The organism is Vibrio sp. 10N.222.52.B12 (assembly GCF_002875385.1).
In the GTDB taxonomy this organism is placed as follows: domain Bacteria; phylum Pseudomonadota; class Gammaproteobacteria; order Enterobacterales; family Vibrionaceae; genus Vibrio; species Vibrio jasicida.
In genome coordinates this window covers 21,740-41,429 of sequence record NZ_MDAW01000133.1, presented here as the reverse complement: position 1 = coordinate 41,429, position 19,690 = coordinate 21,740, and the positions used below count along the sequence as shown (strand labels likewise).

Sequence of the window (19,690 nt, the reverse complement as noted above, 5' to 3'; positions counted from 1 at the left end):
CAAATAAAATAACACTTCAAAAATGGAATGATAATTTGCAAGTTTTTCGATTCAGATTATTAAAATTATCGGTGTATATTTCTTGGGAAACGGAAATACGGAGTGGTTCCGTTTTGATTTATTAATATGTGAACAATAATTATCAGGTTAAATTAATTCTGTGAGTAGGTTTTATCAGAATATAATTTGTCGTCACTTGGCTGATGTATTTTGTGAAGTTTAATTATCAGAAGTTTAATTCGAAATTATTTTAAAGGGTGATTTATGGAAGCTAATATTCACGACGATCCAATATTGGTAGCTGGTAAAAGGATTCTTATTGCTCAAGCAACTTTGGGTCTGGTATTCATCGCGTATGAATACATGCGAAGTGGATCTCTAAGTGCTGAGTCAGCGATTACTGGGGTGCTCATCGCGATTCTACCATCTCTGTTCGGCATGGTATTCGCGTCCATTAAATCTAGGGTGAAACCAGAAGAGAGTTTGCGTGACCTCATGCATCTGAGTCGAAATATCAAAGTCATCTACACCATTGTAATGTTTGTTTTGACGTTTCGATTTATGGCTCTTCGCAACATCGTGGTCCTGATAGGCTTTTGTGTGACGATGTTTGGTCACTTCTTAACGCCGCTGTTCAGAGACCGCTTCGAAAGGAAGGCATAAATGGATACTGTCCAGTCCGCTCATGAGTATATTGAGCACCACCTGACCTTTCTCACCACCGGAAACGGATGGTTTGGAATTAACCTTGATTCCATGATCATGGTTTGGTTGACGGGACTTGTTTTCATCCTTTCATTCCGCTTTGCGGTGACGAAAGGAACGAAAGGAGTTCCGGGACGATTCCAGTGTTTGATCGAGATGGTATTTGAGTTCGTCGATAATATCGTAAAAGAAATATTTCTAGCTAAAGACAAGATTGTAGGCCCTTTAGCTCTGACAATATTTGTTTGGGTATTATTAATGAATGCCGTTGATTTGTTGCCGGTTGATTTGATTCCAGCGCTGACTCGTTCAGTAGGTGTCGAGCACTTCCGTGACTTACCTTCAGCCGACGTCAATATTACGATGTCGATGGCATTAGGCGTATTTATTTTGGTTTTAGGTTATACGTTTAAAAACAAAGGTGTGAAAGGGTTTATTAAAGAGTTAACTACTCAACCATTTTCTCATCCTCTGTTATACCCAGTGAACTTAGTTCTTGAATTGGTAACATTAATTTCTAAACCAATATCTTTAGGTCTTCGATTATTTGGCAATATGTACGCAGGTGAAATGATATTCATACTAATTGCGTTAATGCCATGGTGGATGCAATGGGCACTTAGTGTTCCTTGGGCACTATTCCACATATTAATTGTTGTGCTTCAAGCATTTATTTTTATGGTTCTGACCGTGGTTTACCTCGGAATGGCTGTTGAAGAGCACTAAATCAAAAAATTTATTTCTTAATTAAAAAATTCAATTCTAGGAGTTGTTATGGATATCGTTAGCGCAGTTCTTTACGTGGCGGGTGCATTGCTGATTGGTCTTGGTGCAGCGGGTGCCGCATCGGGTATCGGTAACCTTGCAGGTAAATACCTTGAAGGGGTCGCTCGTCAACCTGATTTAACCCCAATGCTTCGTACTCAGTTCTTCATCATGATGGGTCTTGTGGACGCGGTGCCAATGATTGGTGTGGGTATCGGTTTGTACATCATCTTCGCTGTAGCGTAATTCGAATTAATCAATTTCATAACGTTATAGAAGAGAGGGTGCTATGAACTTAAATGCCTCAATGTTTGGTCAGGCGATCTCCTTCGTGATTTTCGTTTGGCTTTGCATGAAATATGTCTGGCCACCACTTGTAAAACTGATTGATGAGCGTCGTGCTGAAATTGCTCAAGGTCTTGAACAAACTGAAAAAGCAGCAAAAGAGTTGGAACTGGCAAAAGCGAATGGTGAAGCGCTACTGACAGAAGCTCGCTCTAAAGCTCAGGCCATCATCAACCAAGGTAAGCAACGTCAAGATCAAATGGTTGCAGACGCCGTTGAACTGGCAAAGCAAGAGAAAGCGCACATTGTCGCAGAAGGCAAAGCAGAAGTGGAAAGCGAGCGCAGCAAAGTTCGCCAAGAGTTGAAAGATGAAATGGCGGATCTGGTGATTGAAAGTGCCAGTAAGCTGATAAATCGCAATCTGGATAGCTCGGCTAACCGCGACTTGGTGAACCGCTTCATCAACGAAATGTAGGAGGGCACATGTCCGATTTGACAATAGTGGCTCAACCCTACGCGAAAGCGGCGTTTGATTACGCTCGTGACGCAGAGTGCTTGGATGACTGGCAACAGATGTTTGCCATTACTCAAGTCATCATGGAACAACCAAACACACTTCTGATTCTGGATGATCTCAGTGAAGAAGGCTCGGAACAGCCATTACTGGATTTGATTCTTCACGCTGGTGGCGAATGGTTAAATCAAAGTTTCGAGAACTTTCTTCGCATTATGGAAGAGAGCAAGCGTTTAAAAGCGCTGGGAGAAGTGGCGATTCAGTTCTTTGAAATGAAAGCCGAATACGAGCGAACCATGACAGTAACAGTGCGTGCTTCAGAACCTCTGGATGAGGAACAAATGGCAAGGCTTAAACAAGCATTAACCGAAAAATACGGTAAAGCCATTACGTTAGAAACACAACTGGATCCATCCCTTGTAGGTGGTGTGGTAATCACAGCAGGACAGACCGTGTATGACGGCAGTGTTCTTACCAATCTCAGTCGATTGGCGACCAACCTACATGTGTAACGGGGTATAGAAATGCAATTAAATTCAAATGAAATTAGTGAATTAATCAGAGAGCGAATTGATAACTTCAACCTCGAAAGTGAAGCGAGAAATGAAGGTACTATCGTCTCTGTCAGTGACGGTATCATCACAATTCACGGCCTTGCGGATGTTATGCAAGGTGAGATGTTAGAGTTGCCAGACAATCGTTTTGCGTTGGCACTCAACTTAGAACGTCATTCCGTCGGCGCGGTCGTGATGGGGCCTTATGCGGACCTATCTGAAGGGATGAAAGTAAGAGGCACTGGCCGTATTTTGGAAGTGCCAGTGGGTAACGGACTTCTCGGTCGCGTGGTGAACACACTTGGTCAGCCCATTGATGGCAAAGGTACTGTATCGTTTGAACGTATGGACCCTGTGGAAGTCATTGCCCCAGGCGTAATCGACCGTAAGTCTGTCGACCAGCCAATCCAAACTGGTTACAAAGCGGTAGACTCCATGGTGCCAATCGGTCGTGGTCAACGTGAGTTGATCATCGGTGACCGTCAGACAGGTAAAACCGCGATGGCGATTGATGCCATCATCAACCAAAAAGAACTGGGCGTTAAATGTATTTACGTCGCAATTGGTCAAAAAGCATCGACCATTGCCAACGTGGTTCGTAAGCTAGAAGAGCACGGCGCACTAGAAAACACCATTGTTGTGGTTGCGTCAGCATCAGAAGCCGCAGCGCTGCAATACCTAGCGCCATACGCAGGTTGTACCATGGGCGAATACTTCCGCGACCGTGGTCAAGATGCGCTGATTGTCTACGATGACCTATCAAAACAGGCGGTGGCTTACCGTCAAATCTCACTACTTCTAAAACGTCCACCAGGTCGTGAAGCCTTCCCGGGTGATGTTTTCTACCTCCACTCACGTCTTCTAGAACGTGCAGCACGTGTTAACGAAGAATACGTAGAGCGGTTCACTAACGGTGAAGTGAAAGGCAAAACAGGATCTCTAACCGCACTGCCAATCATCGAAACCCAAGCGGGTGACGTATCGGCGTTCGTACCAACCAACGTAATCTCGATTACTGATGGTCAAATCTTCCTACAGACTCAGCTATTCAACTCAGGCTTACGTCCAGCGGTTGATCCAGGTATTTCGGTATCTCGTGTAGGTGGTGCAGCGCAAACCAAAGTGATCAAGAAGCTGTCGGGTGGTATTCGTACCGCGTTGGCGCAATACCGTGAATTGGCCGCATTTGCTCAGTTCTCTTCTGACCTAGATGAAGCGACACGTCGTCAGCTTGACCACGGTGAGAAAGTCACTGAACTCATGAAGCAAAAACAATACGCACCAATGACGGTCGCAGAGCAAGCGTTGGCGATTTTTGCTGCAGAGAAAGGTTTCCTCAATGATGTGGCACTAAATCAAGTGTCTCGTTATGAAGAAGAGCTGATGGCATTTGGTCGAACTAACGCACAACCACTACTCGATAAAATCAACCAAACTGGTGATTACAACGATGAGATTGAGAGTGAATTGAACAGCTTGCTGACAGAGTTCACTGCGCTGCAATCGTAGGACCACTAACAGGAGTCCGTTATGGCAAATACCAAAGAGATTCGCACCAAAATTGCTAGCGTGAGTAGCACGCAAAAAATTACGAGTGCAATGCAAATGGTCGCCGCCAGCAAGATGCGCAAAGTGCAGGAGAACATGCAGGCGTCCCGTCCTTACGCGGAGAACATGCGTAAGGTTATCGGTCACGTCTCGTCCGGTACGCTGGAGTACAGCCATCCTTTCCTTCAAGAACGCGAAGTGAAACGGGTAGCTTACATCATCATCTCATCCGATCGGGGTTTGTGTGGTGGCCTGAACAGTAACTTGTTCAAAAAAGTATTGGCAGATATGCAAGGCTGGCAAGAGAAGGGCGTTGAGGTAGATACGACGCTCATCGGTTCGAAAGCAATCAGCTTTTTCCAGTCCCTCGGGAAAGTAATGGCGCAAACTTCTGGCCTTGGTGATGCACCAAAACTAGAAGACATGTTGGGCGCGGTTAACGCTATGATGGAGCACTACTCCGAAGGCAAAATCGACCGCTTGTTCCTCGTTTACAACCAGTTTGTAAACACCATGGTGCAAAAGCCAACGGTACTGCAAATGCTGCCGTTCCCGAAAGAAGACATTTCACGTGATAAAGAAGCTCGTTGGGATTACCTCTACGAGCAGTCTCCTCAAGACATTCTCGACCACTTGATTCAACGTTATGTCGAATCGCTGGTTTATCAGGGTGTGGTTGAGAGCATCGCTTGTGAGCAAGCCGCGCGGATGATGGCAATGTCAGCCGCGACTGATAACGCAGCGCAACTTATTGAAGACCTACAACTGGTTTACAACAAAGCGCGCCAAGCGGCGATTACTCAAGAGTTGAGTGAAATTGTATCCGGCGCGCAAGCGGTTTAGAGAGAGAATTTGAGGTTTAGATTATGAGTATTGGCAAAATCGTCAAAGTCATCGGTGCGGTGGTAGATGTCGAGTTCGAACAAGGTGAAGGCCCGAAAGTCTACGATGCACTGAAAGTAAACGATGGCAGCGATGGCTCACTGATGCTGGAAGTTCAGCAACAGTTGGGCGGCGGTGTGGTTCGCTGTATCGCAATGGGGTCTTCTGACGGCCTTAAACGTGGGCTGGAAGTCGAATCAACAGGCCATCCGATCACGGTTCCCGTTGGTGAAGAAACCCTAGGTCGTATCATGAACGTGTTGGGTCATCCAATCGATGAGTGTGGTCCTATTGGCGAGCAAGTGTCTTACGAGATTCACCGTGAAGCACCGAGCTATGAAGAACAATCAAGTAGCACTGAGTTGCTCGAAACGGGTGTTAAAGTTATCGATTTGATTTGCCCGTTCGCGAAAGGCGGTAAAATCGGTCTGTTTGGTGGTGCAGGTGTTGGTAAGACTGTAAACATGATGGAGCTTATCAATAACATTGCAAAAGCTCACTCAGGTTTGTCGGTTTTTACTGGGGTTGGTGAGCGAACTCGTGAGGGTAATGACTTCTACTATGAAATGAAGGAAGCGGGTGTTCTGGACAAAGTAGCCATGGTTTACGGTCAGATGAACGAGCCACCGGGTAACCGTCTACGCGTTGCGCTAACAGGCTTGACCATCGCAGAGCGTTTTCGTGATGAAGGCCGTGACGTACTGTTGTTCGTGGATAATATTTACCGTTATACGTTGGCTGGTACAGAAGTTTCTGCATTGCTTGGTCGTATGCCATCTGCGGTAGGTTATCAACCGACACTCGCAGAAGAAATGGGTGTGCTTCAAGAGCGCATTACCTCAACCAAGAATGGGTCTATCACGTCTATCCAAGCGGTTTATGTGCCTGCGGATGACTTGACTGACCCGTCTCCTGCAACCACATTTGCGCACTTGGATGCGACGGTGGTACTTAACCGAAACATCGCGGCAATGGGCTTATACCCAGCGATTGACCCGTTAGATTCGACGTCTCGTCAATTGGACCCATTAGTAGTAGGTCAAGAGCATTACGACATCGCTCGTGGTGTGCAGCAGACATTACAACGCTACAAAGAATTGAAAGACATCATCGCCATTTTAGGCATGGATGAATTGTCTGAAGACGACAAACAAGTGGTATCACGTGCTCGTAAGATTGAACGTTTCCTTACTCAGCCATACCACGTAGCAGAGGTATTTACTGGCGACCCAGGTGTTTACGTTTCTCTTGCCGATACAATTCGCGGCTTTAAGGGGTTGTTAGCGGGTGAATACGACGATATACCTGAGCAAGCGTTTATGTATTGCGGCAGCATTGATGAAGTGCTTGAAAAAGCGAACAAACTGTAAAGCGCGGGAGGCACTATGGCCATTGCGGTTACCCAAAGTACGTTTCAACTGAATGTGGTGAGTGCAGAAGGTACTCTCTACTCTGGTCCGGCCCATGCACTTGCTGTCGCTGGTGCGGATGGTGAACTCGGTATTCGTCCGGGCCATTCTCCATTGATCAGTAAAATCAAGCCAGGCGTTGCTCGCATTGTGGGGGATTTATCGAAACCAGAAGAGATCTTATACGTTTCTGGTGGGCTAGTTGAAGTTCAACCGGATGTCGTTACGCTGCTTGCTGACACCGCGTTACACGGTAAGGATATTGATAAAGCTAGGGCGGAAGAAGCCCGCAGAGCGGCGGAAGAAAATATTCGTGCGCACATGGACGACATTAGCTTTGCACAGGCACACATGGAGTTGAACAAGGCATTGGCACAACTTCGTGCAGTTGAACTGACGATGAGAATTCGTTAGCCAACACTTCGGAATGCGGTCTGAAGAGTGAGTACCCAAGTCAACTCGTCGTTCAGTAGGTTGACTTCATTGGGTCTAATTAAAGCGGGGCAACTTCGGTTCGCCCCGTTTTTTATGGAAAAAGGGAGGAGAGTGAATTGTTTGATGAGACAAAACGTATCAATATTGCAAACACTTTTATATAGCGAGGAAAGCATGCTGGCGTTAGAATCCATCACCCAAATTTTGAATATTAAGAATCAACATCAAATGAGCCAACAATTTATGCTTCGCGCGTTGGAAGTGTCTCGCAACGCGTTGCCTGCTTGTCAACCAAACCCACCTGTCGGCTGTGTACTCGTGAAAGACGGTCAGATTGTGTCAGAGGGGTACACTCAAGCGATTGGTGGTAACCATGCTGAAGTTGAAGCGTTAAAGGCTTATCAAGGTGACTTGAGCGAAGTAACGGCATATGTGACATTAGAGCCTTGTTCTTTTGTTGGGCGAACGCCAGCTTGTGCTGCGACACTCGTTAATTGTGGTATCCAGAAAGTTGTGGTTGCCATGTTAGACCCTGACCCTCGCAATGCAGGTCGCGGTATCGATATGCTCAAAGCTGGTGGTGTCGACGTCGAGGTCGGTTTGTGTGGCGAAGCGGCCAGCGAGTTTCTCACGCCGTATCTAGGAAAATCTTGAGCGGTTTTCAGAATTGTCTTCGTCAGTGGAGGGTCAAAACTGTCGAAAACATGCATAAACGCTCAAATCCAGTGCTTTGACTCGTTTCAGATCAGACTGTTAGCTAAAATAAAACTAACTCCCCGTTTTATGTTGGCGAAATGAAAAGTACTGATTTAAATCTCATCCCCATTTTTGTGGCAATCTATGAAGAGCAGAACCTATCTAAGGCTGCTGCTCGATTAGATATAAGCCAACCCGCTGTGAGCAAGGCCCTTGCACGCTTGCGTGATATCTATGATGAGCCGTTGTTCCACCGCAGTAATTCTGGCGTTGAGCCGACCAGTTTCGCGATGGATATTTATCCAGCCATGGTAGCGGCGCTAAAAAACTTCACTTCTACACTCTCGGCCTCAAGTAGTTTCGATCCTAAAGTTTCTAATCGTATTTTCTCGATCGCTTGTGTTTCGGTAGCCAGTTATGAGTTGATGCCACAATTAATGCGCCAGATTCGAGAGCATGCCCCAAAAATTACGCTCGAAGTTCACCCACTTTTTACTGAAGATTATGAGAGTGACCTGCGCCTACAGCGCTATGACTTGATCATTGATCTTCCGCCTCGCGGGCGCACCGTACTGAAAATGGAACCGATTTTTTCCGAGCGTTTGATGGTGGTATGCAATGCTGAGCACCCCAGAATTCAAGATACATGTACGGTGAAGCAATTTTTGGCAGAAGAGCACGTTGTGGTGTCTCGTTGGCATGCTAGAAACAGTTTGTTGACGGGAGAAGACATTGAAGACTTGGCGAGTCGCAATATTGTTTATCGCGCCGCAGGGGCAATGGAAATGTTGCCAGTGATCGATGGGAGTGAGTACATCGGAATGTTACCGTTTTCGACCATCAACCATTTTTCTAAAACCTATAATATCAAAGCGGTCCCGCTGCCATTTAGTGACAGTGAGCATGATCTTTGTGCAATTTGGCATTCGAGTCGTAGCAATGAAAGCGCCCACCAATGGTTAAGAACGCAAATCAAACAAGCGGGTAAAGCGATTCGATAACGAGGAGTAAGTATGAAGGCAATACGTGCCATTTTAAATGGTAAAAAAGCGGGTACTCCTGAGTTGCGTAACGAGATCTTCCGCATGCGGGAGCAGGGTGTAGATGTTCAAGTTCGCGTGACATGGGAATCTCAAGATATGGCGCGTTTGGTCCGAGAAGCGGTCAATGAAGGCGTTAAGCGTATTGTTGTGGCTGGTGGCGATGGCACTGTTAATGAAGCGGTAACGGCATTAAACCAAATCGAAGTAGATCGCCGGCCTGAGCTGGCGATTATCCCGATGGGAACCGCGAATGATTTTGCGACGGCGACGCAAATTCCCACGACGATTCGCGAATCATTAGCGCTGGCGATAAACGGTGATGCTGTGGCAGTCGATAGCGTAAAAGCCAATGATCGTTATTTTATGAATGTTGCGGCTGCAGGGTTTGGTGCAGAAATTACCGCAGAGACGCCCGTAGAGCTGAAGAACTTTCTTGGGGGCGGTGCGTACACATTGACGGGCTTGGTAAAAGCGCTCGGTTTTAAACCCTACGATGGTACGGTCACGATAAAACAAGGGAGCTATAATGGGGAAATCCTAGTTGGTGCATTCTGTAACAGTCGTTTGGCTGGCGGAGGGCAAGAGCTCGCCCCAAATGCATTCATTGACGACGGTGTTATGGACATCACTCTCGTTCACCCATTTCTGCCTCATGAATTGCCGCAAGTCATTCAGGAAATTCAAAATCCAACCGAGCTAGGGCAATTCGTTAAACACACTCAGGCAAGTTGGTTGGAAATCGATTTTCCTAAGTTGTTGCCGCTCAACTTAGATGGTGAGCCTTACCGCTCGAGTAAAATTCGTTTTGATGTTCAAGCTAGAAGCATCAACTTGGTACTTCCACCGAATTGCCCTTGCTTATGTGTCGATTCATAATAAATTTAAACTTATACACAAAAGCCACCTAAGTGAGGTGGCTTTGTCGTTTTTAGCGCGGAGAGCTTAGATTTTTTGGATAGTATCAACGTCGATTTGCATTGTTGTCCACTCTGAATCAACTTCACCACGAATCGCGACCTTATCTTGTGGTGATACGTCTTGGCCCATCCAATCTTCGTTGTCGATTTCAACTTGGATTTCGCCCGTCTCATCCTTAAACAAGTAAGTCTCGTCACCTAAGGCTTGGACAATGTTCCCCGTTAACAGAACAAAACTATCGTCAGCGGCATTCTGCGCTTCTTTGACGGTATTAATGGCTGATGTCGTTGGGCCAGTAAAAGCGGACAACGCAGAGCCTGATAAAAGAGCGAGTGTGGTAGCTAAGATCAGTTTCTTCATGCTAGAGGCTTCCTATATTAAAAGTAGTAGGTTGAACCTACGTTAATCGATGCTGTGTTTGCGTAGCTATCAAGTTGGTACTTCGCGTTTGCGCCGATGGTCAATTGAGGGAAGATTTTGTATTCCGCACCAACAGAGAAGACGGCACCCAACTCGTTATTCTTTTCTGTGCTATGGAAAAGGGTTTTGCTCATTTCCACATCGTCATTTGAAACCAGTTCGTGCTCTTCGTACTTACCGGCTTTCGATTCGTATTGTGTGTAGCTCAGACCCGCTTTTACTTTGGTGGTCCATTTATCGTTTAATGCATAACTAAACACAGGTGCAAGCGTGATTTGTTTTGCCTTGATGGATGAATCCCATTCCATTTCGCGGTGGTAGTCTTTCCCATCAATATTCTGGATGCCTAGGTTCTTTGAGCGGCTATCTTCTAGTTCAAATTGGTTGTAACCCAGTTCTACTGCCCAAGAGTCGTTGATAGAGTAGCCAACAAAGCCACCAAAAATACCGTCTTCCAATTCAGGGTTTAGATTCACACCGTCAGCGTCAAAAGATGTCTCAAAATCGTGGTCAGTCGTGCCGAATCCATATTCCAAACCTACATAGGGCGCTGCTGCAACAGAGAAAGAGCTTGCCGCTAGGATTGTCAGGAGTGTTCTTGTCATTTTTGTTTTACCTCTTCGTTTTGATGAGAGGCATTGTGTGTGAAGAGTCGTGAAGTGATCGTGAAGAAAAGCCTAACGTTTGAAAATAAATAAAAAACTCCCCATGAAGGGGAGTCTCTCATCTACAAAGGCGTATTTAGTAAACCGTACACCACTCATTTTTCATGTCGATCAGGTGCCAGTTATCACGTTGGTTGGCCTCATCCATCGCTTTGTCTAAGTGCCCCACACTCGATTTACGGTCGTACTTCCACTCGCGATCTTCATCAGTGTGATGAACGATCATTGCCATAGAGTTTGGTTGGCTTGTTGCCCATTGCATCATTGCGTGGTCACCATCTGAGTTACCAATAGCGAGTACTGGTTTCTTACCAATGATTTGTTGAATATTTTCAACTTTGCCCGCTTTGTCATCAATGGTCAGGATCTCATCTAGCTTAGTGACGGTAGGCTTACCGTCGTTGTAGTCGTACTTGTATTTCAGTGCACTACCAATGATTTGTTGTTCTGGAATGCCGTAAACCTCTGGTGCCCAAACACGCATAAAGTCCACGCCACCGCCGGAGACAATGTAAGTTTTAAAGCCGTGTTCTTGCAGGTAGGTCACCATTTCACGCATCGGCTTATAAGTCAGCTCTGTGTAAGCTTTGCCGAAACGCGGATCTTTTGCGGCTTTCAACCACTCAGAAACTTTCTGTTGGTATTCTTCTACTGTCATGCCACTGTGGGTGACTTTTACGATCTCAAGTAGCGCTTTTTCACCACCCTTAAAGACGCTTTCGATGTCATCATTCAATACGGATTTGAACGGCTCTTTTGTCTTCCATTCTGGGTGGTCTTTTGCCATGAGTTTCACTTCGTCTAGCGCATAAGCCAGTTGGAAGTAGAATGGTTTTTCCGACCATAAGGTACCGTCATTGTCGAATACCGCGATACGGTCTTGTTCAGGAATGAACGTCGACTTGGTTGTATCCATCGATTGGTCAACATAGTTCACAATAGCCGTTTTGCTGTCGCCATCTTTCCATGATGGTAATAAGTTTGGATCGCAGTCTAGTGCCATCGCAGAAAAAGATAAGCCAGATAAGACAGCTAGGGCGCAGATGTGTTTCTTGTTCATATTATTATTTACCTAAGTTTGTATGTATTGTTCGAGTACATTCGAGGTGAAATATCTACCCAAGTCACTTTCGCTGAACTTCGCATCTCGAGGTTACTTGGGTATAGAGAAGAACAACGCGGGTTTAGCCTCTTTCCCTAACCATAGACGTAATTACTTGTTAAGAACTCGCAAAGGGGCTTGTGCATCGTTCGTGAAAAACGCGTTAGTCAGCATCTTTAGCAAGGCGAAGTCCCATGTCCGACATAATTATAGACTGGCTAGCGAAATCACGACGGAAATTCTCTGACTCATCAGCATCATAGGCAAAGCTGCCGCCTCGAACAGATTTGTGGGCTAGGCCTGCTTTTTCGTCTTTCGCGTTATTTGGATTCTCGGTTGGGCCATAGCGGTAGAAAGTACCGTCATACGCGTCGATCACGAACTCACCAACGTTACCTGTCATGTCATACAGACCAAGTTCATTAGGTTGTTTTTGACCAACGGGATGAGCTTGGTTTTTGGAGTTGCCGGCATACCACGCCACATCAGCAATGTTGTTTGAACCTGCGTAAGTGAAACCTTGGCTCTTGTTACCGCCTTTTGCAGCAAACTCCCATTCCGCTTCTGTCGGTAAGCGGTAGCTTTCGCCAGTCAGCTCGTTCAACTTCTCGATGAAGTAATTCGCCTGTTGCCAGCTCAAGTTGTTAACTGGGATGTCTGCACCTTGGAAGTAACTCATTGAAGAACCCATGACAGATTCAAACAACTCTTGAGTGACCTCGAATTTGGAAATATAGAAGCCATCTACGCTCACTTCGCGTGCAGGGGTTTCTGCCTTCTTGGCGGAGTCGCTGTCCGATCCCATGACAAATGAACCGCCTTCAACCAACACCATATCTTGATCAATGTTGAGCGTGATAGGGTGCGGTGATTGAGTCGCACAGCCACTCATTAATACGCTGAATGATAGAATAGAAAATGCGGTTAACGATTTGCTTTTAAATGATTTCATCAATAGTTTCTCGCCAAAAAAGTCATGATGAAGATTAGCAATAAACGCTATGAAAAAAGGTTATAAACGGTATAACAAGCCTCTTGTATTAATGAGATTTATGATTAGGTCATCAAGGTGAAAATGGCGTTGTTATGCTCTTATCATCTTAACTTTCATTACGCTAAAGGTGACTCATGCATATTACTCAAGGTCCTCAGTTCAATGGTAAAGCGTCTAAGCGTTTACATGTGATGGCAAAGCCAATTGGTGCGGCATGTAACATAGACTGTACGTACTGTTACTATCTCAGCAAGCAGGACTTACTTGAGTATAAAAAAGGCTGCACGCCAGTAATGGATGAAGCAACACTTGAAACTTACATTCGCCAATACATTGAAGGGCAAAACACACCAGAAATCATCTTCTCTTGGCAGGGTGGTGAACCAACGATGTTGGGTTTGGATTACTTCAAGAAAATTGTTGAGTTTCAAGCGAAGTACAAGCCTGAAGGTGTGATAATTTCCAACGATTTGCAAACCAACGGTACGTTGCTGAACGATGACTGGTGTGCATTTCTAAAAGCGAATAATTTCTTGGTCGGCTTGAGTATCGACGGACCAGAGATGTTACACAATGCTTACCGTACCAACCGAGCAGGGCGAGGCACGTTCAAGCAAGTGATGAACGCAGTGGAGCTCTTGCACGCTCATGAAGTAAAGTTCGCGACACTGACTTGTGTGAATAACCTAACGAGCCGTAACCCACTTGAAGTGTACCGATTCCTACGTGATGAAGTTCGCTCTCCTCAAATGCAGTTTATTCCTATCGTGGAACAAAAAACGTTCCGTACTACCGCACCTCAAACATGGGAGCCGCAAGAGCAGTTGAGACAAGGCGACAAGCGTCTTATTCCTGGTCACAAAGACTCGGTCGTTGAATCTTGGTGTGTCGCGGACGAGGCTTGGGGTAACTTCCTTATCGCTATTTTCGATGAGTGGGTACAAAACGACATTGGTAAAGTCTTCGTTCAATACTTTGAAGCGAGTGTCGAGGCGTGGATGGGTCGCAGAAACCCGCTTTGTACACTCGGTGAAATCTGCGGTAAAGGCTTGGCAATGGAACCAAACGGCGATGTTTTTGCTTGTGACCATTACGTTTACCCAGAATACAAGATTGGCAACATCCACCACGAAAAATTAGACACGTTGGCGTATGGTCCTGAGCAGCAAAAGTTTGGCTTTGCCAAGACTCGCTCGCTAACCAAGCAGTGCCAACAGTGTGATTACCAATTCGCTTGCTACGGCGAGTGTCCGAAAAACCGTTTCATTCGCACCAAAGACGGTGAACCTGGGTTGAACTACCTGTGTGCAGGTTGGAAAAAGTTCTTCTCTCATGCTGATAAGGCAATGGCATACATTCTTCGTGCAACGGGTAACCCTGTGGCACATGGCAAATACAGTGATGCCGTTTTACGCCAACAAGCGGCGAAGCGTCCTGTATTCGAAACCAAATTTTAAGGGGATTGATATGACATTCTCAAAAACGTTATTAGCCATCGCTCTAGGCGTCACCGTAAGCCAATCTGTTGCAGCGCAGGATGAAACCTTGCTAGCACCGGACCAAGTTTCTTCTGCGAGCGTAACAAGTGCTGAGGAAACCCATTCAGCACAGATGTCGCCACAGCAAGTGGTTGCGAAGTGGTCTTATCAAGCTCAAGACGTGAAACAACCAGTAGAAAAGCGCATTGAAGCGTTGCATGAGTTGGCGAAATACCCAAGTCAAAACGCGCTGGTGGCAGTTGCACGCAGCCTTCAAGACCAAGACCCCGCGGTTCGTGAAGCCGCGATTGTCGGAGCAGAACCTTACACGATTGAACATCGCTGGCGCATGATTGAGCCACTGTTGAGTGACCCAGAGGCTATGGTCCGTATTACTGCTGCGACCAACTTAGTGCGTGACTTTTCTAACGTGAGCAGCGAGCAACAGCAAACGCTTGAAGCTCCGGTTGCTGAACTGATCAGCTACTTAGAGCACAAGAAAGATGACGGCTCGAAACTGCTGTTAGCGGATGTCTATCGTTGGCATCATGAATGGGATAAAGCAGATAAAATCTATCAAGCTTTAGTGACCAATCAACCGGAGAATCCACAAATCTGGTTGAGTCTGGCCGATAACTTCCGTGCGCAGCAACGCGATGCCGATGCGGTCAAGACGTTGGATTCTGCGATCAAACTTCATCCTGATAATGCGTCTTTGCATTACTCGAAAGCGCTGACGCTGGTGCGTTTGGATGAGAAGAAGAATGCAGCGACAGAAATCGAAAAAGCGGCCAACATGGCGAAAGATAACAGCTACTACTGGTATCTCAATGGCGTACTGCAAGAAGACTACAACCTAGACAAATCGGTGAAGTCTTTTGAGCAAGCGTATTTGATCTCTGGTGCGCCGGAACAGCTTTATGCGGTTTGCGACATTTATGTTCGTTACGACAACCCGAAAACAGATGAGTGCTTGGGCGAACTAGAGAAAGTCGCACCAAGCTACGTGATTGATCAATTGAAAGAGAAGAAAGGGCAGAAGAACGCCAAAGTAAGTAGCTAAGACCATTCTGGCTCTTTTCTAAGCTTGTGCTGTTATACCCAAGTAACCTCGAGATGCTAGGTTCAGCGAGAATGACTTGGTTTGTAGACGCGGCGGCGATTTAAAGATCTAGTCACTCTAAATCAAGAATCGACAACAAAGTATACAAGCCAAGACAGCTCGCCCTTCGGGAGCGTGTCATTGCCCCGATCTCTGCGTCAAACAACTTGGAAAGAGCTGGCTATTACGCGGCGTCGTTTTCCTTGACCTCGAATCAATGACAACGCTCTGAATCCTGCATCTTGAAGTCACTTGGGTATACATAACAGACTGAGAACGGCACATTGAGGCGATTGAACTCCTTGATCCAACGCCATTGGTTATCTTGGAGTTTATCGCCCGGACCTTTCACTTCTATCCATTCAAACTTCCCATCTTTAAATGCAATCAAATCCGGCATACCGTTTCGATAGAGTTTTAGGTCGCTTAACTGCACGTTAAACAGTTCAACCAACAGGGCATTAGGGATGTGTTCAAGAGCAAGGGATAACAACTCTTCGTTCACATATGCCCAAATAACGAAGGGATTACTGATCCCAATTTTATCTCGGTATGTATCAAACAAAGCCTGTGTATTCCCTTGTTGAACTTGCTCAAGCGCATTGTCGATAAGCTGCTTTCTTTTATCGGCAAAATCGGCGTGATACAAATCCAATGGTCGATGTTGATAAGCGTTAATGAATGCGCCTTCTATCGGTGCAAAAATCGCATCCCACAAGGTTAAGCCCAACAGGCTGTTAAGTAGAGTATTCTCGGAATAGAAAACGGTCCAACCTAAACTTTCGAAATGCGCTTTGGTTGCCAGCTCCACCCGTTGCTGAGATAGATCCAATTCGATGTGGTATTCGCTGCATTTTGGCTTGGTGGCTCTCGGGACTTTCAAGCCTTGTTTACGTTTAACGCGTTGTTCGAGCTTCTGTGCTACCTCAAACTCAGAGACATCAATAGGCTGAGTGAGCATTTCCGTGACAATGTCACCAAATAAATCGTTTTGTTCTAGCTTGTTGTATATGCGAGCACAACGCTCTCGGCTTGGCGCGAGTGTCGTTGTTTCAAACAACGCAATTGCAATCTCAAGTTCGTTTATGCGTTCGTAATCACGGGCAATGTCGTTAATCATGTGTTCACGTTTACGGTCGACGTAGCGATGTTCAACCCGTTCTGGCATCGCTTCAATAAGAATATCGAGATTCGCTTTTTGTTTTCTGTCGCATTGCCAATAAAGGTTGGAGAGCTCACTGAGCTCGATAAGCCGATCGATTTGCTTTCTGCTCTCAAAGAATCGACGCGCTTTACTTAACTGGTATTGTTCGAATTGGTGTAAACCTAAATCGTCGAGCACGAACTGGCTGAGGTCTTGATGGGTATTAGCAAAAAACAGCGTCAGCAAAACATCAATCATCTGTGCGGAGTTAAGCTTAATCACCGTGAAATCCAGAGCCTCAAATAGCTCGAAACGTTCTTCACTCAGGCATGCCACTAATGCCTCTTTCTTGAGGGATTTAGGATACTCAGGATAGAGCGTGACGATCTCTGGCTTGGTCAGTAGATTCGCCGCTAATTCTTGCGTCGTTAGGTCAGGGGATAGCGAGACAAAATCATGACCAGCCAATTCACCCAAAGCCGACTCGAGATTCTCGATTTCTTGATAGTTGAGTTTGTCGCTACGAAACCAACAGCCGTTGCGACTGTACAAGCGTACGAGAAGACATTGAGCGGGTTTGGATAAGCTTTCAAAAACTGATAACCACAGATGCTCTTCTGAAGTGAGCAAATCACAGTACCACTCGGTGGCGTGCTGCGTGAGTTTAAAGAAGTTATTGAGATAGTAATCTGGGGCGAGTTCGACCGTGTTTTCCATAACCAACTAACAATAAAAAAGGCTTAACCCATAGGTTAAGCCTTTTTCGAATCAATTTCTGCAGATCTATTAGATAAATAGATCTCAGGGCCTGTAGACCTAATGATTATGCGTTTTTCAGCTGCGCTACTTTTGCTTCAGTCAGTGGCTTAGTGATGAACGCTAGTACGATACATACCGCCATCATTGCTGCTGATACTGTGTAAGCCAGTGTGTAGCCTTCGCCATTTGTCATCGAGAAGCCAACAACAGCAGCACCGATTGCACCACCGATACCCCATGCTGTGTATAGCACGCCGTAGTTAGTGCCGTAGTTCTTCAGACCATAGAATTCAGCCGTTAGAGTAGGGAATACTGCGAGAAGCGTACCGTAACCTACTGCCGCGATTGCTGTACCGATGATCAGCGTGAACTCAGTCTTGAACGTTGCGAACAGAACCATGTTGATGCCCTGTAGAACGAACGCTAGAAGAAGAGTGCGTACGCCGCCGATCTTGTCTGCAAGCATACCTGCTGCTACACGACCGCCTGAGTTAAATACCGCAAGGATAGACGCTAGGTAAACTGCGTTTGGTAGGTTCGCTTGAACACTTGCGATAGTCGTGATGTTACCGATGATCATTAGACCAACAGAAGCTGCGAACGCGTACATGATCCATAGAGAGTAGAACTGTGGCGTTTTAAGCATTGCTTTCCACGTTAGGTCGTCAGACTTCTTAACAACCTTCGGTGCTTGACCTTCTTTTACTTTAGGCTCTGCTGGCGTGTAATCCGCTGGTGGGTTGTTGATTGTTGCTGCTAGAGGAACAGCGATAGCAAGGATACCAACACCAAGAACTAGGAAGCTTGTTTGAATGCCCATGCTGTCGATCAGCGCAGAAGTCACAGGAGCTAGGTAGATAGCTGCTAGACCGAAACCTGCTGCGATGATGCCGTTAACCATACCTTTCTTAGATGCGTGGAACCACTTCATTGCTGAAGGAGAAAGACACGCGTAACCAAAACCGATACCTGCACCAGTGATCACACCGAAAGTGATGTTCAGCATTAGAGGCGAGTTAACAAAACCAGACGCAATCATGCCTAGACCTGTAAGAACAGTACCTAGGATAAGGATCAAACGTGGGCCCATACGGTCTTGAAGAATACCTGCAACAAGAAGACAGATAGAGAAAGTAATAGTTGCAGTCGCGTAAGGTGCAGATGCTTCTGCTGCGCTCCAGCCTGACTCTGTCACTAGTGCTTTGTTGAATACACTCCAAGCATACAGGATGCCAAGACAAAGGTTGATACAGAATCCTGCTAACAGGATGCGCATAGCTTTATCAATCTTGCTCATTTTTGTTCTCAGTAATACCCCTAGGCAATTACCAAAGAGGGGTCGGTTTAAAGATAAGGTTTGCTCAAAATAAGTTTGCGTTTTTCAACACATAACGTAATGAGCGCGGATTATAACCAATAAATGTGTGATTGGAATCTCTTTTTACCCCAGTTACTAAAAATAATTTGAAGCATTAAAAATGTTTGTAATGGGATGGTTTTATATATGAAGAAAATGTTGATCTAACGTAAAGAATTGCTGGTTTGGTAGTGAGATCTTAAGTGAAACAAGGTGGATAGCGTGAAGCTGAGTGTTTGGCTCACAGTTTAAGCAAAAAGTTTCAAAATATTTTAGTGTTAATGTTCTGTAACAAAAGTGGGCAAAATAGAGATTGTTTTCTGTAAGTGCAGGAACTAAAGGGTTTATAAATTAGAGAATGTTAACTGCTTGTAATAACTTAATTCGGAAGGATGGAGTGAACATAAATTGTGCTTGTAATTGCTAAATAGATAAGCAAAATAGGGCGCAAAATGAGTTTTCATTAATGAAAGGATGCTTTTCTCTACTTGTAGTGAGGTGACTTATGAAATTGTTCCTATTACTTATGGCTTCTGTTTCTGCAGGTGTTGCATCAGCAGATCACATCCATTCATTCATGCTAGGTTTGTCTATTGCAACACTTGCCGTTGGCAGTTGCTACTTCTTCGCATTCCGTAGCTCCCGCTTCCCACAGCTTGCTTTGTTCTTATTGATCTGTGGCATGTTGTCTAAGCTGACGATTACCGTAGTTGGTGTAATGTGGGGGATGTCAGCTGAGTTGATTACTTCTCCAATCGTGTTTGCTTTGTCTTACTTGTTCTTCTCGTTAGCGGTAACCTACTTGTGGTTCAGCTACCGCCAAAGCATTACTAAGATTCCAGAGCGCTTTAGAGCCGCGACAGCGTAAAACCGTTTACGAATATAAAACGCCAGCATTCATTGCTGGCGTTTTAC

21 protein-coding genes are annotated in these 19,690 nt (G+C 45.6%); 15 read left to right on the top strand and 6 right to left on the bottom strand.

Annotation, left to right across the window (positions count from 1 at the left end; translation table 11 throughout):
• Window positions 1-264: 264 nt before the first annotated feature.
• The 12 genes from BCT11_RS18095 (at window position 265) to yegS (ending at window position 9,712) form a co-directional block, all read left to right on the top strand.
• Window positions 265-663, top strand: coding sequence for an ATP synthase subunit I (locus BCT11_RS18095; protein ID WP_005431832.1), 399 nt, complete (start codon window positions 265-267; stop codon window positions 661-663).
• Window positions 664-1,431, top strand: coding sequence for a F0F1 ATP synthase subunit A (gene atpB, locus BCT11_RS18090; protein WP_102388901.1), 768 nt, complete (start codon window positions 664-666; stop codon window positions 1,429-1,431).
• A gap of 48 nt (window positions 1,432-1,479) precedes the next feature.
• Window positions 1,480-1,716 (top strand): F0F1 ATP synthase subunit C, encoded by a 237-nt coding sequence (atpE, locus tag BCT11_RS18085; protein WP_004730405.1) that lies wholly within the window; start codon window positions 1,480-1,482, stop codon window positions 1,714-1,716.
• Between the two features lie 43 nt (window positions 1,717-1,759).
• Window positions 1,760-2,230 (top strand): F0F1 ATP synthase subunit B, encoded by a 471-nt coding sequence (locus BCT11_RS18080; protein WP_102388900.1) that lies wholly within the window; start codon window positions 1,760-1,762, stop codon window positions 2,228-2,230.
• An 8-nt stretch (window positions 2,231-2,238) separates the two neighbouring features.
• The gene (locus BCT11_RS18075) at window positions 2,239-2,781 is read left to right on the top strand and encodes a F0F1 ATP synthase subunit delta (protein ID WP_039976908.1); all 543 of its coding nucleotides are present in this window, start codon (window positions 2,239-2,241) and stop codon (window positions 2,779-2,781) included.
• Between the two features lie 12 nt (window positions 2,782-2,793).
• Window positions 2,794-4,332 (top strand): F0F1 ATP synthase subunit alpha, encoded by a 1,539-nt coding sequence (gene atpA, locus BCT11_RS18070; protein ID WP_102388899.1) that lies wholly within the window; start codon window positions 2,794-2,796, stop codon window positions 4,330-4,332.
• Between the two features lie 21 nt (window positions 4,333-4,353).
• Window positions 4,354-5,214, top strand: coding sequence for a F0F1 ATP synthase subunit gamma (atpG, locus tag BCT11_RS18065; RefSeq protein ID WP_102388898.1), 861 nt, complete (start codon window positions 4,354-4,356; stop codon window positions 5,212-5,214).
• 23 nt (window positions 5,215-5,237) lie between these two features.
• A complete protein-coding gene (gene atpD / locus BCT11_RS18060) occupies window positions 5,238-6,623 on the top strand; it encodes a F0F1 ATP synthase subunit beta (RefSeq protein WP_042602448.1) in 1,386 nt (461 codons plus the stop codon).
• A 15-nt stretch (window positions 6,624-6,638) separates the two neighbouring features.
• The gene (locus BCT11_RS18055) at window positions 6,639-7,076 is read left to right on the top strand and encodes a F0F1 ATP synthase subunit epsilon (RefSeq protein WP_038878839.1); all 438 of its coding nucleotides are present in this window, start codon (window positions 6,639-6,641) and stop codon (window positions 7,074-7,076) included.
• Between the two features lie 249 nt (window positions 7,077-7,325).
• Complete coding sequence (locus BCT11_RS18050) at window positions 7,326-7,751, top strand: bifunctional diaminohydroxyphosphoribosylaminopyrimidine deaminase/5-amino-6-(5-phosphoribosylamino)uracil reductase RibD (protein ID WP_038868111.1); 426 nt, start codon at window positions 7,326-7,328, stop codon at window positions 7,749-7,751.
• 140 nt (window positions 7,752-7,891) lie between these two features.
• Window positions 7,892-8,794: a LysR family transcriptional regulator gene (locus BCT11_RS18045; protein ID WP_038867898.1), complete on the top strand. Its 903-nt coding sequence runs from the start codon at window positions 7,892-7,894 to the stop codon at window positions 8,792-8,794.
• A gap of 12 nt (window positions 8,795-8,806) precedes the next feature.
• Window positions 8,807-9,712 (top strand): lipid kinase YegS, encoded by a 906-nt coding sequence (yegS, locus tag BCT11_RS18040; RefSeq protein WP_042606045.1) that lies wholly within the window; start codon window positions 8,807-8,809, stop codon window positions 9,710-9,712.
• A 66-nt stretch (window positions 9,713-9,778) separates the two neighbouring features.
• On the opposite strand, the gene BCT11_RS18035 is transcribed toward yegS, so the two are convergent.
• The 4 genes from BCT11_RS18035 to BCT11_RS18020 all read right to left on the bottom strand — a co-directional run bounded on the left by BCT11_RS18035 (window position 9,779) and on the right by BCT11_RS18020 (window position 12,893).
• Window positions 9,779-10,114, bottom strand: coding sequence for a NirD/YgiW/YdeI family stress tolerance protein (locus BCT11_RS18035; protein WP_102388897.1), 336 nt, complete (start codon window positions 10,112-10,114; stop codon window positions 9,779-9,781).
• Window positions 10,115-10,131: 17 nt separating this feature from the next.
• Window positions 10,132-10,779, bottom strand: coding sequence for an AcfA family outer membrane beta-barrel protein (locus BCT11_RS18030; RefSeq protein ID WP_038867892.1), 648 nt, complete (start codon window positions 10,777-10,779; stop codon window positions 10,132-10,134).
• A gap of 136 nt (window positions 10,780-10,915) precedes the next feature.
• A complete protein-coding gene (locus tag BCT11_RS18025) occupies window positions 10,916-11,899 on the bottom strand; it encodes an HAD family hydrolase (protein WP_038878833.1) in 984 nt (327 codons plus the stop codon).
• Window positions 11,900-12,104: 205 nt separating this feature from the next.
• Window positions 12,105-12,893: an SUMF1/EgtB/PvdO family nonheme iron enzyme gene (locus tag BCT11_RS18020; RefSeq protein WP_102388896.1), complete on the bottom strand. Its 789-nt coding sequence runs from the start codon at window positions 12,891-12,893 to the stop codon at window positions 12,105-12,107.
• A gap of 176 nt (window positions 12,894-13,069) precedes the next feature.
• On the opposite strand from BCT11_RS18020, the gene BCT11_RS18015 reads away from it, so the two are divergent.
• Together BCT11_RS18015 and BCT11_RS18010 are read left to right on the top strand one after the other, a co-directional pair.
• Window positions 13,070-14,392 (top strand): anaerobic sulfatase maturase, encoded by a 1,323-nt coding sequence (locus tag BCT11_RS18015; protein WP_102388895.1) that lies wholly within the window; start codon window positions 13,070-13,072, stop codon window positions 14,390-14,392.
• A gap of 10 nt (window positions 14,393-14,402) precedes the next feature.
• Window positions 14,403-15,476 (top strand): HEAT repeat domain-containing protein, encoded by a 1,074-nt coding sequence (locus BCT11_RS18010; protein ID WP_102388894.1) that lies wholly within the window; start codon window positions 14,403-14,405, stop codon window positions 15,474-15,476.
• Window positions 15,477-15,729: 253 nt separating this feature from the next.
• On the opposite strand, the gene BCT11_RS18005 is transcribed toward BCT11_RS18010, so the two are convergent.
• Entirely contained in the window at window positions 15,730-17,376 is a 1,647-nt protein-coding gene (locus BCT11_RS18005) for a VRR-NUC domain-containing protein (RefSeq protein WP_102388893.1), read from the bottom strand.
• A 106-nt stretch (window positions 17,377-17,482) separates the two neighbouring features.
• Complete coding sequence (locus BCT11_RS18000) at window positions 17,483-18,715, bottom strand: OFA family MFS transporter (protein ID WP_042602439.1); 1,233 nt, start codon at window positions 18,713-18,715, stop codon at window positions 17,483-17,485.
• Between the two features lie 565 nt (window positions 18,716-19,280).
• On the opposite strand from BCT11_RS18000, the gene BCT11_RS17995 reads away from it, so the two are divergent.
• On the top strand, window positions 19,281-19,643 hold the full coding sequence (locus tag BCT11_RS17995) for an NADH:ubiquinone oxidoreductase (protein ID WP_102388892.1): 363 nt from the start codon (window positions 19,281-19,283) through the stop codon (window positions 19,641-19,643).
• Window positions 19,644-19,690: the final 47 nt, after the last annotated feature.

Excerpts from the sequence above, each read along its gene's own strand:
- BCT11_RS18095 (WP_005431832.1), top strand. The coding sequence starts at position 265 with ATGGAAGCTAATATTCACGACGATCCAATATTGGTAGCTGGTAAAAGG.
- atpB (WP_102388901.1), top strand. The coding sequence starts at position 664 with ATGGATACTGTCCAGTCCGCTCATGAGTATATTGAGCACCACCTGACC.
- atpE (WP_004730405.1), top strand. The coding sequence starts at position 1,480 with ATGGATATCGTTAGCGCAGTTCTTTACGTGGCGGGTGCATTGCTGATT.
- BCT11_RS18080 (WP_102388900.1), top strand. The coding sequence starts at position 1,760 with ATGAACTTAAATGCCTCAATGTTTGGTCAGGCGATCTCCTTCGTGATT.
- BCT11_RS18075 (WP_039976908.1), top strand. The coding sequence starts at position 2,239 with ATGTCCGATTTGACAATAGTGGCTCAACCCTACGCGAAAGCGGCGTTT.
- atpA (WP_102388899.1), top strand. The coding sequence starts at position 2,794 with ATGCAATTAAATTCAAATGAAATTAGTGAATTAATCAGAGAGCGAATT.
- atpG (WP_102388898.1), top strand. The coding sequence starts at position 4,354 with ATGGCAAATACCAAAGAGATTCGCACCAAAATTGCTAGCGTGAGTAGC.
- atpD (WP_042602448.1), top strand. The coding sequence starts at position 5,238 with ATGAGTATTGGCAAAATCGTCAAAGTCATCGGTGCGGTGGTAGATGTC.
- BCT11_RS18055 (WP_038878839.1), top strand. The coding sequence starts at position 6,639 with ATGGCCATTGCGGTTACCCAAAGTACGTTTCAACTGAATGTGGTGAGT.
- BCT11_RS18050 (WP_038868111.1), top strand. The coding sequence starts at position 7,326 with ATGAGCCAACAATTTATGCTTCGCGCGTTGGAAGTGTCTCGCAACGCG.
- BCT11_RS18045 (WP_038867898.1), top strand. The coding sequence starts at position 7,892 with ATGAAAAGTACTGATTTAAATCTCATCCCCATTTTTGTGGCAATCTAT.
- yegS (WP_042606045.1), top strand. The coding sequence starts at position 8,807 with ATGAAGGCAATACGTGCCATTTTAAATGGTAAAAAAGCGGGTACTCCT.
- BCT11_RS18035 (WP_102388897.1), bottom strand. The coding sequence starts at position 10,114 with ATGAAGAAACTGATCTTAGCTACCACACTCGCTCTTTTATCAGGCTCT.
- BCT11_RS18030 (WP_038867892.1), bottom strand. The coding sequence starts at position 10,779 with ATGACAAGAACACTCCTGACAATCCTAGCGGCAAGCTCTTTCTCTGTT.
- BCT11_RS18025 (WP_038878833.1), bottom strand. The coding sequence starts at position 11,899 with ATGAACAAGAAACACATCTGCGCCCTAGCTGTCTTATCTGGCTTATCT.
- BCT11_RS18020 (WP_102388896.1), bottom strand. The coding sequence starts at position 12,893 with ATGAAATCATTTAAAAGCAAATCGTTAACCGCATTTTCTATTCTATCA.
- BCT11_RS18015 (WP_102388895.1), top strand. The coding sequence starts at position 13,070 with ATGCATATTACTCAAGGTCCTCAGTTCAATGGTAAAGCGTCTAAGCGT.
- BCT11_RS18010 (WP_102388894.1), top strand. The coding sequence starts at position 14,403 with ATGACATTCTCAAAAACGTTATTAGCCATCGCTCTAGGCGTCACCGTA.
- BCT11_RS18005 (WP_102388893.1), bottom strand. The coding sequence starts at position 17,376 with ATGGAAAACACGGTCGAACTCGCCCCAGATTACTATCTCAATAACTTC.
- BCT11_RS18000 (WP_042602439.1), bottom strand. The coding sequence starts at position 18,715 with ATGAGCAAGATTGATAAAGCTATGCGCATCCTGTTAGCAGGATTCTGT.
- BCT11_RS17995 (WP_102388892.1), top strand. The coding sequence starts at position 19,281 with ATGAAATTGTTCCTATTACTTATGGCTTCTGTTTCTGCAGGTGTTGCA.